The 13,651-nt window shown below is 55.6% G+C and carries 8 protein-coding genes, 3 tRNA genes and 3 rRNA genes; 2 read left to right on the top strand and 12 right to left on the bottom strand.

Annotated elements, in window-relative coordinates; translation table 11 throughout:
• The 3 genes from ilvG to AB0H43_RS38750 form a co-directional block, all read right to left on the bottom strand.
• The coding region (gene ilvG, locus AB0H43_RS38760; RefSeq protein WP_360008631.1) for an acetolactate synthase 2 catalytic subunit at positions 1-1,509 on the bottom strand (1,509 nt) is incomplete at its 3' end.
• Between the two features lie 142 nt (positions 1,510-1,651).
• Complete coding sequence (gene ilvL, locus AB0H43_RS38755) at positions 1,652-1,750, bottom strand: ilv operon leader peptide (RefSeq protein ID WP_013814970.1); 99 nt, start codon at positions 1,748-1,750, stop codon at positions 1,652-1,654.
• A 133-nt stretch (positions 1,751-1,883) separates the two neighbouring features.
• Positions 1,884-3,116: an MFS transporter gene (locus AB0H43_RS38750; RefSeq protein ID WP_025304644.1), complete on the bottom strand. Its 1,233-nt coding sequence runs from the start codon at positions 3,114-3,116 to the stop codon at positions 1,884-1,886.
• Between the two features lie 341 nt (positions 3,117-3,457).
• Here AB0H43_RS38750 and AB0H43_RS38745 point away from each other — a divergent pair, with 341 nt between their 5' ends.
• Positions 3,458-4,981, top strand: a complete 1,524-nt coding sequence (locus AB0H43_RS38745) for a YifB family Mg chelatase-like AAA ATPase (protein ID WP_164100063.1) — start codon at positions 3,458-3,460, stop codon at positions 4,979-4,981.
• Between the two features lie 27 nt (positions 4,982-5,008).
• Here AB0H43_RS38745 and AB0H43_RS38740 read toward each other — a convergent pair whose 3' ends face one another.
• The gene (locus tag AB0H43_RS38740) at positions 5,009-5,347 is read right to left on the bottom strand and encodes a DUF413 domain-containing protein (RefSeq protein WP_004929946.1); all 339 of its coding nucleotides are present in this window, start codon (positions 5,345-5,347) and stop codon (positions 5,009-5,011) included.
• Between the two features lie 119 nt (positions 5,348-5,466).
• Between AB0H43_RS38740 and hdfR the strand changes: the two genes are divergently transcribed.
• Positions 5,467-6,294 (top strand): HTH-type transcriptional regulator HdfR, encoded by an 828-nt coding sequence (hdfR, locus tag AB0H43_RS38735; protein WP_025304646.1) that lies wholly within the window; start codon positions 5,467-5,469, stop codon positions 6,292-6,294.
• A gap of 269 nt (positions 6,295-6,563) precedes the next feature.
• On the opposite strand, the gene AB0H43_RS38730 is transcribed toward hdfR, so the two are convergent.
• The 8 genes from AB0H43_RS38730 to AB0H43_RS38695 all read right to left on the bottom strand — a co-directional run.
• A tRNA-Trp gene (locus AB0H43_RS38730) sits at positions 6,564-6,639 on the bottom strand.
• Between the two features lie 51 nt (positions 6,640-6,690).
• Positions 6,691-6,767: transfer RNA gene (locus tag AB0H43_RS38725), tRNA-Asp, on the bottom strand.
• 94 nt (positions 6,768-6,861) lie between these two features.
• Positions 6,862-6,977 (bottom strand): 5S ribosomal RNA (gene rrf, locus AB0H43_RS38720).
• A 99-nt stretch (positions 6,978-7,076) separates the two neighbouring features.
• Positions 7,077-9,984: ribosomal RNA gene (locus AB0H43_RS38715) — 23S ribosomal RNA — on the bottom strand.
• Between the two features lie 234 nt (positions 9,985-10,218).
• A tRNA-Glu gene (locus AB0H43_RS38710) sits at positions 10,219-10,294 on the bottom strand.
• Positions 10,295-10,433: 139 nt separating this feature from the next.
• A 16S ribosomal RNA gene (locus tag AB0H43_RS38705) occupies positions 10,434-11,975 on the bottom strand.
• Together the 16S, 23S and 5S rRNA genes with 3 tRNA genes alongside form the textbook arrangement of a ribosomal RNA operon.
• A gap of 399 nt (positions 11,976-12,374) precedes the next feature.
• A complete protein-coding gene (hemG, locus tag AB0H43_RS38700; protein ID WP_043137471.1) occupies positions 12,375-12,908 on the bottom strand; it encodes a menaquinone-dependent protoporphyrinogen IX dehydrogenase in 534 nt (177 codons plus the stop codon).
• A 21-nt stretch (positions 12,909-12,929) separates the two neighbouring features.
• Positions 12,930-13,651, bottom strand: a 722-nt coding sequence (locus AB0H43_RS38695; protein ID WP_360008620.1) for a potassium transporter TrkG, incomplete at its 5' end; no start/stop codon positions are given.

Raw genomic sequence — 13,651 nt, 5'->3', positions numbered from 1 at the left:
CAGATCCAAGCGGCTGATGCGCTGGCCGGGAATGCCGAAGGCGGCGGCCAGCATCAGGAAGTCGGGGTTATCGGACAGGTTGGTTTCGCTGTAGCGGCCGTCGAAGAACAGCTGCTGCCATTGGCGCACCATTCCGAGACGCTGGTTGTCCAGCAGCACGATCTTCAGCGGCAGCCGTTTGCGCTTGATAGTGCCCAGTTCCTGCACGTTCATCATGAAGGAACCATCGCCCGAGACGCAGATCACCGTATCTTGCGGACGCGCGATCTGGGCCCCGACCGCCGCCGGCACGCCGAACCCCATGGTGCCGAGGCCGCTGGAGGTGATGAAATTCTCCGGGCGCTCGAACGTCATGTGCTGCGCGCTCCACATCTGGTGCTGGCCGACGTCGGTGGTCACCACGCTGTTGGCCGGCTTGCGGGCGGACAGCTGGCGCAAGAACAGCGGCGCGTAGATCGGCTGGCCGGGGTGATCGTAGCGGCAGACGTGCTCGGCTTTCAGCGCTATCACCTGCTGCTGCCAGGCGGCGATGCTCAGCGGGCGCTGCAACGCCGGCAGCAACGTTTTCAAATCGCCTTGCAGGGCGACATGCGCCTGGCGCAGCTTGCTCATCTCCGCCGGGTCGATATCCATGTGGATCACTTTGGCGTGCGGCGCGAAGGCGTTCAGCCTGCCGGTCACGCGGTCATCGAAACGCGCGCCGACGGCGATCAGCAGATCGCACTCCTGCACCGCCAGGTTGGCAGCCTTGGTGCCGTGCATGCCCAGCATGCCGAGGTACAGCGGACCTTGCGCATCCGGCGCGCCCAGCCCCTTCAGGGTGGCGACGTTCGGCATGCGGGTCACGGCGATAAATTCACGCAGCGCCGGCACCGCCTGCGCCATGCCCACGCCGCCGCCGACGTACAGCATCGGTTTGTGCGCCTGCGCCAGCAGCTCAGCCGCCTCTGCCAACGCCGCCGCCGGGAACGCCGGCGCTTCGTCGACCGGCATCAGGTGCGGGTGCAAGTCGCCCTGCGCCAGCTGGATGTCTTTCGGGATATCGATCAGCACCGGGCCGGGACGGCCGCCGGCGGCGATGGCGAACGCTTCCGCCATGATGCCCGGCAAGGCGTCCAGCGATTCCACCAGGAAGCTGTGCTTGGTGCAGGCCAGAGACAGGCCGAGAACATCGATCTCCTGAAAGGCATCGGTGCCGATCAGCGCGGAGCCCACCTGGCCGGTGATGGCGACAACGGGAACAGAATCGAGCAGCGCATCAGCCAGGCCGGTGATCAGGTTGGTGGCGCCGGGGCCGGAAGTGGCGATACAGACACCGACTTTGCCGGTGGCGCGGGCGTAGCCGATGGCGGCCATAGCGGCGCCCTGTTCATGGCGGCACAGCAGGTGTTCCACGCCGCCGTCGTACAGCGCATCGTACACCGGCATGATTGCCCCGCCCGGATAGCCGAATACGGTATCCACCCCCTGCGTACGCAACGCTTGAACTACCCACTGAGCGCCATTCATGGTTATTTCCCCGCCTTACTTCGAAAATCGCAGGATTTTGTTCTGTTTTTCATGTTCTGCCCCTTGCTCCACTTTTCTCTTGCCAATAAAAAACCCCCGGACCTGACGGTGCGGGGGTTCTCTTGCGATTCCGGCTTGTTTGCTAAGCCTTTCTTCGTCCAAGTGCAGCCCCGCACGGTGGGATAATAATCACCACCACGCTAATCACGACTAGGCTAATCACTTGGGCAAAGGCTTTCATAATGGGTTTGTTCACTGTGCTCATTCAGAACTAATGCTTACAGAGGTACCACAGCCGCGCGCGACATGACAACACTTTTTTTGCGTTATTATTCGGCGCAATCTGGTCATACCTCACGCGAATCGCTTCTCTTTCACACGTTGGCGCGCACGCCCGGATTTTTCACCGCGTCGGTGATCGCCTTGCCGCGCGTATCCTTGCCGAAGAACACCAACAGGGCGATCGCCACCGCCACCGTACCGGCGACGATCGCCATCGCCAGGCCGTAATTATGCCCATGATGCTCGGCGATGGTGGCTTGCAGCGTGGCGTTGACCGAGGCGATCAGGTTGCCCAACTGATACACGAACCCCGGCAGCACCGCGCGGGTGTTGGCCGGCACCAGCTCGGTCAGGTAGGTCGGCACTACGCCCCAGGCGCCCTGCACCATGAATTGCATTAGGAAAGCGCCGATCCCCAACATTAGCGAACCGCTGGAAAATGCCCACAATGGGATCACCGGTAAGGCCAGCAATGCGGCGATAATGATCGCTTTTTTACGACCGATTTTTTCCGATAACGAACCGAAGAAAACGCCACCGATAATTGACGCGATATTGTAGCTAATGGCGATGATACTGACGGTTTTAGGGTCGAAACCGTGCTGAACTTTCAGAAACACCGGATACAGATCCTGCGTGCCGTGAGAGAAGAAATTGAACGCCGCCATCAGCAGCACCAGATAGCAGCATAGCTTCCAGTGGCTCTTCAACACCGGCAATAAAGCCGTACTTTCTTTGCGCTCACGTGCCGCCAGCCACACCGGCGACTCCTGCACGCAATAATAAATAAACGGCAGCAGCAGGATCGGCGCCGCGCCGATGACGAACATGCCGCGCCAGCCGACCGTTTCGAACAGCAGGCCGTACACCACCGCCGCCAGCAGATAACCGAACGGATAGCCGGCCTGGAAAATGCCCGACATCAAGCCGCGCGAGCGGTCCGGTATGGTTTCCATCGCCAATGATGACGCCACGCCCCAGATACCGCCCATCGCAACACCGTACAACACTCGTAACAGCAAGAAGACCGTCAGCGAGGGCGCGGCGGCGGAGAGCAGCTCAAACACCGAGAAGAAGACGATATTCAGCATCAAGATCGGTTTGCGGCCATATTTTTCCGCCGCACGCCCGAAGATCAGCGCGCCGATCGGGCGCACCGCCAGCGTGAGCAGAATCGCCAACGTGACCTGTTCCAGGCCGACGTGAAAGGATTGTGCGATGTCGCTGAGTAAAAATACCAGCACGAAAAAATCGAAAGCGTCGAGCGTCCAGCTTGAAAAACTGGCGATTGCCGCATTGCGTTGCAGCGGGGTCCAACCAAACATAGTGTTATCCCTACCGTAGAGTACGAAGTCAGGAGGTTTAGCGGCTGCCGGGCAGACTGCGGCGGCGGTCGGAGTGTGTTAAAGAAGTGATTTTTCTTTTAATCAATTGTTAAATACACCCGTTAACCCTATGGTTGCAATGCGTATGGGCCGCTAATGTGTTGCAGCCTTCAGCGAATTGTTAATGGGTATTGCCGCAGGTTGCGAGGCGGTTCGCACAATCTCGTTCAATTCGATGAAAATCAGTGATTATGCTGCGAGTTTCATGGAAAAAATGCCAAGAACGCCGCGCGGTACCTGGATAAATCGCGCATCATGCCGCCCTCAGCAAGGAGAGCGATATGTCACTGGCGGTAATCTATAGCCGCGCCATCATCGGCGTTCAGGCCCCTTCCGTGACGGTGGAGGTGCATATCAGCAATGGCCTGCCCGGCCTGACGCTGGTCGGTCTGCCAGAAACCACGGTAAAAGAGGCGCGCGATCGGGTGCGCAGCGCCCTGATCAACAACGGTTTCACCTTTCCCGCCCGGCGCATCACCGTCAATTTGGCACCGGCCGATCTGCCGAAAGAAGGCGGGCGTTACGATCTGCCGATAGCGCTGGCGATCCTCGCCGCCTCCGAGCAACTGCCCCTCGCACCGTTGGCACGCTACGAGTTTCTTGGCGAGCTCGCGCTGTCCGGCGCACTGCGTGCGGTCAGAGGCGCCATCCCGGCGGCGCTGGCGGCGGCTGACGCCGGGCGACAATTGATCCTGTCGACGGACAACGCCGCCGAGGTCGGCCTGATCGCACAGTCACAATCCCATACCGCCCAACACCTGTTGGAGGTCTGTGCTTTTTTACTCGGCCAGGGCGAACTGCCGGGGGCCGTCACACCCCCCGCAGCCGGCAATGCGTACGAAAACGCCGATCTGCGCGACATCATCGGCCAGGAGCAGGCCAAGCGGGCGCTGGAGATCGCCGCCGCCGGCGGGCATAACCTGCTGCTGATTGGGCCGCCGGGCACAGGCAAAACCATGCTGGCCAGCCGACTGACGGGCTTACTGCCGCCGCTGACGGAGCCTGAGGCGCTGGAAAGCCTGGCGATCGCCAGCTTGCAACACCCTGTTCTGAGCGCTCTGCCATGGCGCCAGAGGCCGTTTCGCGCGCCGCATCACAGCGCATCGATGGCGGCATTGGTCGGCGGCGGCTCACTGCCGCGTCCGGGCGAGATCTCGATGGCGCATAACGGCGTGCTGTTTCTGGATGAGCTACCGGAATTCGAGCGTAAGGTCCTGGATGCGCTGCGCGAGCCGTTGGAATCCGGCGAGATCGTGATTTCACGCGCCAACGCCAAGGTCTGTTTCCCTGCCAGAGTACAGTTGATCGCGGCAATGAACCCCAGCCCGACAGGGCATTATCAGGGGTTGCACAACCGCGCCTCGCCGCAGCAGGTGTTGCGCTATCTGGCCCGGCTGTCAGGGCCTTTTCTCGACCGTTTCGATCTGTCTATCGAAGTGCCGCTGTTACCGCCGGGTACGCTCAGCCAGCGGAAAACGCATGGGGAAAGCAGTGAGCAGGTGCGGAAACGGGTGCAGCAGGCACGCGCCCGCCAGCTCGAACGCGCCGGTAAAGTCAATGCGCTGTTGAGCAACCGCGAAGTAGAACGGGATTGCGTGTTGCAGCCGGCAGACGCCGAGTTTCTGGAAGCGACATTAAACGCGTTAGGGCTATCGGTACGCGCCTGGCAGCGCATCCTGAAAGTGGCTCGCACGCTGGCGGATTTGGCGGGAGATACTGAACTCGACAGGCGCCACCTCAGCGAAGCGCTGGGCTATCGCAGTATGGACCGTCTGTTGTTACAGCTGCATCGTAGTCTGGAATGAAAATGGGGCCCGCAGGCCCCATCGTCTTTAGTCTTCGCTGTCGCTGTAATCTTCCACTGCGTCAGCCTGCGGTTTACCGCCGGACAGAGTATGGAATTTCTTCGGGCGACGTGTGCGCGCCAGATATTTAGCCCATACTTTTTCCTGCTCGGTAGCCGCTTCGCGCTCACCTCGGCACACTGCGACGAACAGCTGTTCTTCTTCAGTCGCTGGCTGGCGTTTACCCGAGTCCAGCTCGTTAAACGCGTAGCCGAAACGCTCTAGCAATTGCGCCTCTTTAATGGTGAAATCGCCGTGACGGGAGAACCCGCGAGGGTAATGTTTATTATCAAAAAAACGATTGGTCGTGGTGAAGCTATCCGCCATCTGACACGCTCCTAATTCTCTTATGGCCGTGCTGTTTATGGCGCGGAGTATTAGATAGGCTTGACAGCGTGTAAAACAAAACATTTAAATCTTAACGACAAATTTTTTTGGAGATAGGTGTGGATACCGAATTACTGAAAACCTTTTTGGAGGTCAGTAGAACGCGTCACTTTGGCAGAGCCGCAGAATCTTTGTACTTAACGCAGTCCGCGGTCAGTTTCCGCATCCGTCAGTTAGAAAACCAGCTGGGCGCAAATTTATTTACCCGTCATCGCAATAATATCCGCCTGACGCCTGCCGGTGAGCGGCTTCTGCCCTATGCCGAAAGCCTGATGAACACCTGGCAGTTGGCGAAGAAGGAGGTCGTGCGTTCGCTGCAACACACCGAGTTGTCGATCGGCGCTACCGCTTCGCTGTGGGAGGCCTATCTGACCCCTTGGTTGCAGGCGCTCTATCAACAACGCGAGGCGCTGCAGCTCGAAGCCAGGGTGGCATTAAGGCACTCTTTGGTAAAACAACTGCATGAAAGGCAGCTCGATTTACTGATCACCACCGAACCGCCGAAGATGGACGAATTGGCCAGCCAACAGCTGAGCAATTTCTCATTACGCCTGTTCTCATCCGCGTATCGTGACAAACAGGCCCCAATGCCCTACATCAAGCTGGAATGGGGAGCCGACTTCCACCAACAGGAAAGCCGCATGTTGGAAGGTGATAACGTGCCGGTCCTCACGACTACCTCCGCTCATCTGACGCGTCAGTTGCTGGAAACCACGGGCGGATGCGCTTTCCTGCCCAGCCAGTGGGAAAAGGAGTATCCGCAGCTGGTGGCCACTACTGAGATCCCGCCGATTATCCGCCCACTGTATGCCGTCTGGTTGCAAAACAGCGATCAACAGCCTTTGATTCGGCAATTACTTAAAATACCTTTAAATACCGCAGCCTAAAGCATTATGGCGGCCTTAAATGCCGTCATCGTGGTAATGACTGTCTATCATGCCAAAAGCCGCCCATCGCCTTCTGAGAGAAGATAATGCAAAACGATAAGAGAATCCGGAGGCGTGCAGGGTAAAGCTCGGAAGAACATGAAGCAGCCAGGATCGGGCAAACCTCGGCATATAGCGTCAAAAGCGCTCTTTTCCAAAGCGGGAATGCACTAAGGGAAGGGATAATAGGTAAAAAAAAAACCCTTTGCTTTCGCAAAGGGTTCTTAATATGGCAGGGGCGGAGAGACTCGAACTCGCGACACCCGGTTTTGGAGACCGGTGCTCTACCAACTGAGCTACGCCCCTAAATCTCGCTTAACATTATGCCTGCTAATAAAGCAGGCATAATTAAATAAGTGGCGGAACGGACGGGGCTCGAACCCGCGACCCCCTGCGTGACAGGCAGGTATTCTAACCAACTGAACTACCGCTCCACCGATTCTTTTACGTTGCATCTCTCGATGCCGGCAAATTCGCGCTTTGCGATTTGCGCATTACCAGTCGTCACACTGATAACGTTTATTTGATGCCTGGCAGTGTCCTACTCTCGCATGGGGAGACCCCACACTACCATCGGCGCTACGGCGTTTCACTTCTGAGTTCGGCATGGGGTCAGGTGGGACCACCGCGCTATTGCCGCCAGGCAAATTCTGTTTCATTCCAACCGCCTCACTTCCATGAAGCCATCAGAACCAATCTCGGAACTTCGCTGAAAATCTCTCTAAAAACACCTTCGGTGTTGTAAGGTTAAGCCTCACGGATCATTAGTACTGGTTAGCTCAATGCATCGCTGCACTTACACACCCAGCCTATCAACGTCTTAGTCTTAAACGTTCCTTCAGGGACCTTAAAGGCCCAGGGAAGACTCATCTTGAGGCAAGTTTCGCGCTTAGATGCTTTCAGCGCTTATCTTTTCCGCACTTAGCTACCGGGCAATGCCATTGGCATGACAACCCGAACACCAGTGGTGCGTTCACTCCGGTCCTCTCGTACTAGGAGCAACCCCTCTCAATCTTCCAACGCCCACGGCAGATAGGGACCGAACTGTCTCACGACGTTCTAAACCCAGCTCGCGTACCACTTTAAATGGCGAACAGCCATACCCTTGGGACCTACTTCAGCCCCAGGATGTGATGAGCCGACATCGAGGTGCCAAACACCGCCGTCGATATGAACTCTTGGGCGGTATCAGCCTGTTATCCCCGGAGTACCTTTTATCCGTTGAGCGATGGCCCTTCCATTCAGAACCACCGGATCACTAAGACCTACTTTCGTACCTGCTCGAGCCGTCACTCTCGCAGTCAAGCTAGCTTATGCCTTTGCACTAACCTCACGATGTCCGACCGTGATTAGCTAACCTTCGTGCTCCTCCGTTACTCTTTGGGAGGAGACCGCCCCAGTCAAACTACCCACCAGACACTGTCCTCACCCCAGATTATGGGGCCGAGTTAGAACATCAAACATTAAAGGGTGGTATTTCAAGGATGGCTCCACGCAGACTGGCGTCCACGCTTCAAAGCCTCCCACCTATCCTACACATCAAGGCTCAATGTTCAGTGTCAAGCTATAGTAAAGGTTCACGGGGTCTTTCCGTCTTGCCGCGGGTACACTGCATCTTCACAGCGAGTTCAATTTCACTGAGTCTCGGGTGGAGACAGCCTGGCCATCATTACGCCATTCGTGCAGGTCGGAACTTACCCGACAAGGAATTTCGCTACCTTAGGACCGTTATAGTTACGGCCGCCGTTTACTGGGGCTTCGATCAAGAGCTTCGCCTTGCGGCTGACCCCATCAATTAACCTTCCAGCACCGGGCAGGCGTCACACCGTATACGTCCACTTTCGTGTTTGCACAGTGCTGTGTTTTTATTAAACAGTTGCAGCCAGCTGGTATCTTCGACTGGCTTCAGCTCCATCCGCGAGGGACTTCACCTACATGCCAGCGTGCCTTCTCCCGAAGTTACGGCACCATTTTGCCTAGTTCCTTCACCCGAGTTCTCTCAAGCGCCTTGGTATTCTCTACCTGACCACCTGTGTCGGTTTGGGGTACGATTTAATGTTACCTGATGCTTAGAGGATTTTCCTGGAAGCAGGGCATCAACTACTTCTGCACCGTAGTGCATCGTCATCACGCCTCAGGGTTAGTATGCAACCGGATTTACCAGGTCACACCCCCTACACGCTTAAACCGGGACAACCGTCGCCCGGCTAGCCTAGCCTTCTCCGTCCCCCCTTCGCAGTAACACCAAGTACAGGAATATTAACCTGTTTCCCATCGACTACGCTTTTCAGCCTCGCCTTAGGGGTCGACTCACCCTGCCCCGATTAACGTTGGACAGGAACCCTTGGTCTTCCGGCGAGCGGGCTTTTCACCCGCTTTATCGTTACTTATGTCAGCATTCGCACTTCTGATACCTCCAGCAACCCTCACAGGCCACCTTCAACGGCTTACAGAACGCTCCCCTACCCAACAACGCCTAAGCGTCGCTGCCGCAGCTTCGGTGCATGGTTTAGCCCCGTTACATCTTCCGCGCAGGCCGACTCGACCAGTGAGCTATTACGCTTTCTTTAAATGATGGCTGCTTCTAAGCCAACATCCTGGCTGTCTATGCCTTCCCACATCGTTTCCCACTTAACCATGACTTTGGGACCTTAGCTGGCGGTCTGGGTTGTTTCCCTCTTCACGACGGACGTTAGCACCCGCCGTGTGTCTCCCGTGATAACATTCTTCGGTATTCGGAGTTTGCATCGGTTTGGTAAGCCGGGATGGCCCCCTAGCCGAAACAGTGCTCTACCCCCGAAGATGAGTTCACGAGGCGCTACCTAAATAGCTTTCGGGGAGAACCAGCTATCTCCCGGTTTGATTGGCCTTTCACCCCCAGCCACAAGTCATCCGCTAATTTTTCAACATTAGTCGGTTCGGTCCTCCAGTTAGTGTTACCCAACCTTCAACCTGCCCATGGCTAGATCACCGGGTTTCGGGTCTATACCTTGCAACTAATCGCCCAGTTAAGACTCGGTTTCCCTACGGCTCCCCTATACGGTTAACCTTGCTACAAAATATAAGTCGCTGACCCATTATACAAAAGGTACGCAGTCACACCACGAAGGTGCTCCCACTGCTTGTACGTACACGGTTTCAGGTTCTATTTCACTCCCCTCGCCGGGGTTCTTTTCGCCTTTCCCTCACGGTACTGGTTCACTATCGGTCAGTCAGGAGTATTTAGCCTTGGAGGATGGTCCCCCCATATTCAGACAGGATGTCACGTGTCCCGCCCTACTCATCGAACTCACGACCTGTGCATTTTAGTGTACGGGGCTATCACCCTTTGCTGCGCGACTTTCCAGACGCTTCCACTAACACACAAGCCGATTCAGGTTCTGGGCTCCTCCCCGTTCGCTCGCCGCTACTGGGGGAATCTCGGTTGATTTCTTTTCCTCGGGGTACTTAGATGTTTCAGTTCCCCCGGTTCGCCTCATGCCACTATGTATTCATGACATGATAGTGTGTCGAAACACACTGGGTTTCCCCATTCGGGTATCGCCGGTTATAACGGTTCATATCACCTTACCGACGCTTTTCGCAGATTAGCACGCCCTTCATCGCCTCTGACTGCCTAGGCATCCACCGTATACGCTTAGTCACTTAACCTCACAACCCGAAGATGTTTCCATCGTTCGTGCTGCAAACATTTGAGAGACTCTATGACAGGTTACTCTTCATCCCAGTACATCTACGGAGGGATAAATTTCAGCCGTCATGTTTCAATTTTCAGCTTGTTCCAGATTGTTAAAGAGCAATATCTTAAACATGACTCGCAAGTCATCTTTAAGATTTTTTCGGTTATCGCTAACCGGTGATAATGTCTTTCACTCATTATCGGAATGGCGTCCCCAAGGGGATTCGAACCCCTGTTACAGCCGTGAAAGGGCAGTGTCCTAGGCCTCTAGACGATGGGGACCCGAAAATCCGATTAAACTGAATAACTTAATCGGTTCGTATCAGCATGAATGACTCATGGCATCAACAGGTAGCGCTTTGCTCGTTACTTTTCATCAGACAATCTGTGTGAGCACGCCACTCGAATCAATATCTTTAGGTAAGGAGGTGATCCAACCGCAGGTTCCCCTACGGTTACCTTGTTACGACTTCACCCCAGTCATGAATCACAAAGTGGTAAGCGCCCTCCCGAAGGTTAAGCTACCTACTTCTTTTGCAACCCACTCCCATGGTGTGACGGGCGGTGTGTACAAGGCCCGGGAACGTATTCACCGTAGCATTCTGATCTACGATTACTAGCGATTCCGACTTCATGGAGTCGAGTTGCAGACTCCAATCCGGACTACGACATACTTTATGAGGTCCGCTTGCTCTCGCGAGGTCGCTTCTCTTTGTATATGCCATTGTAGCACGTGTGTAGCCCTACTCGTAAGGGCCATGATGACTTGACGTCATCCCCACCTTCCTCCAGTTTATCACTGGCAGTCTCCTTTGAGTTCCCGGCCGAACCGCTGGCAACAAAGGATAAGGGTTGCGCTCGTTGCGGGACTTAACCCAACATTTCACAACACGAGCTGACGACAGCCATGCAGCACCTGTCTCAGAGTTCCCGAAGGCACCAAAGCATCTCTGCTAAGTTCTCTGGATGTCAAGAGTAGGTAAGGTTCTTCGCGTTGCATCGAATTAAACCACATGCTCCACCGCTTGTGCGGGCCCCCGTCAATTCATTTGAGTTTTAACCTTGCGGCCGTACTCCCCAGGCGGTCGATTTAACGCGTTAGCTCCGGAAGCCACGCCTCAAGGGCACAACCTCCAAATCGACATCGTTTACAGCGTGGACTACCAGGGTATCTAATCCTGTTTGCTCCCCACGCTTTCGCACCTGAGCGTCAGTCTTCGTCCAGGGGGCCGCCTTCGCCACCGGTATTCCTCCAGATCTCTACGCATTTCACCGCTACACCTGGAATTCTACCCCCCTCTACGAGACTCTAGCTTGCCAGTTTCAAATGCAGTTCCCAGGTTGAGCCCGGGGATTTCACATCTGACTTAACAAACCGCCTGCGTGCGCTTTACGCCCAGTAATTCCGATTAACGCTTGCACCCTCCGTATTACCGCGGCTGCTGGCACGGAGTTAGCCGGTGCTTCTTCTGCGAGTAACGTCAATTGATGAACGTATTAAGTTCACCACCTTCCTCCTCGCTGAAAGTGCTTTACAACCCGAAGGCCTTCTTCACACACGCGGCATGGCTGCATCAGGCTTGCGCCCATTGTGCAATATTCCCCACTGCTGCCTCCCGTAGGAGTCTGGACCGTGTCTCAGTTCCAGTGTGGCTGGTCATCCTCTCAGACCAGCTAGGGATCGTCGCCTAGGTGAGCCATTACCCCACCTACTAGCTAATCCCATCTGGGCACATCTGATGGCAAGAGGCCCGAAGGTCCCCCTCTTTGGTCTTGCGACGTTATGCGGTATTAGCTACCGTTTCCAGTAGTTATCCCCCTCCATCAGGCAGTTTCCCAGACATTACTCACCCGTCCGCCGCTCGTCACCCAGGGAGCAAGCTCCCTTGTGCTACCGCTCGACTTGCATGTGTTAAGCCTGCCGCCAGCGTTCAATCTGAGCCATGATCAAACTCTTCAATTAAAAGCTTGATTTGCTTCCACTCGAGAAGCGATGCTCAAAGATTTACTGCATGAATTTTACTTCAGTTAGTCACTCTTCAAGACTTGATATTTTTTTGCATCCGAAGATGCTGGATATCGTCTTGTGGAGTGCCCACACAGATTGTCTGATAAATTGTTAAAGAGCAGTGAGTTAGTCGCTTTCGCTTGCTAACTCGAGGTGGCGTATATTACGCTTTTCACCCGGAGAGTCAAGCGTTTATTTCGCTTTCCTCTCGCTGACCCGGCGGCTTGTCAGTCGTTGTTCCCGGTCAGTGGAGGCGCATTATAGGGAGTTCTCGGCGGGCCGCAACCCCTAAATGCAAAAAACTTTTCAAGCGCGGATTTTTTCGGCAAAACGCTGGCCAAACCCGCGTTTTTGTCACTTTTCGTACTGGATCTGGCTAAATTCCTGGGCAAAGCGGTCGACCTGTTGCCAATCTGTGTACTCCACTTCCTTACTGGTATCCGTTTCACCGCCCGTCATACGCATAATGAATTGAATCATGATGCGATCGAACCAGCGATAGCGCGGATAACGCAATGCGCCGGCAAACACCGCGCACTGTTTTGGCTGCCACGGCGAAGCCAACAGGAACTTACGGGTATAGGCGTTGGTTTGCGGCGAACGCTTTTCCGGTTTACGCGCGGTCAGGTTGACGGCAAAGAATGCGCTCGGCATCCGATTCAACTGCTCGGCATGACGCTTGACGAATTTATCCAGCGCCGGGTTAAAGTGCCCGTAACGGATAGAAGCGCCGATCATCACCTGCTGATACTGGTTAAGATCGACCTGTTCTGCCTGCAGCAGATCGATCACCTCACAACGCAGCGTGTCCTGCAACTTGCTTGCTATATAAGAAGCGATAGCACGTGTTTGCCCGTCACGGCTCGAATAAAGTATCAATGCCTTCATGGCCTACTCCTTATATCAGGCTTACTCACGCCAGAAGGTTGGCGTGAACAGCACCAGCAATGTAAACACTTCCAGGCGCCCGAACAGCATCGTCACCACCAGGACCCACTTGGCCGCCGCCGGCATCGTGGTGAAGTTATCCGCCACTACGCCCAGACCGGGGCCGAGGTTATTGAGCGTTGCCGTCACTGCGGCGAACGCGGAAAAGTCGTCAACGCCGGTGGCAATGATCGCCAGCATGCTGACGATAAACACCAGCGCATAAGCAGAGAAGAATCCCCACACCGCCTCCAGAATGCGTTCCGGCAGCGCACGGTTGCCCAATTTGATGGTATAGACCGCGTTGGGGTGCACCAGCCTTTTCAACTCGCGCGAACCTTGCAGGTACAGAAGCAGGATACGGATCACCTTCAGGCCGCCGCCGGTCGAGCCGGCGCAACCGCCGATGAACGCCGAGCACAGCAACAACATCGGCAGGAACAGCGGCCACTTGGCGATGCTGTCGGTCGTGAAACCGGCCGTAGTCGCCATCGATACCACCTGGAAGAACGCCTGATTGAGCGTTTCCATACCGCTCTTATAGACGCCATGTCCCCAGAGCACCAACGTACACACCACCACCAGCGTCAACTGAACGAAGATAAACATGCGGAATTCAGGATCGCGCCCATACACCTTCAGGCTGCGGCCGCTCAGCAAAGCGAAGTGCAGGCCGTAGTTACAGCCGGAAATCAGCAGGAACA

It is taken from the genome of Hamadaea sp. NPDC050747, assembly GCF_040654195.1.
In the GTDB taxonomy this organism is placed as follows: Bacteria; Actinomycetota; Actinomycetes; order Mycobacteriales; family Micromonosporaceae; genus Hamadaea.
The sequence above is the reverse complement of the archived record's forward strand: the minus strand, read 5'-3'. Positions and strand labels throughout refer to the sequence as shown.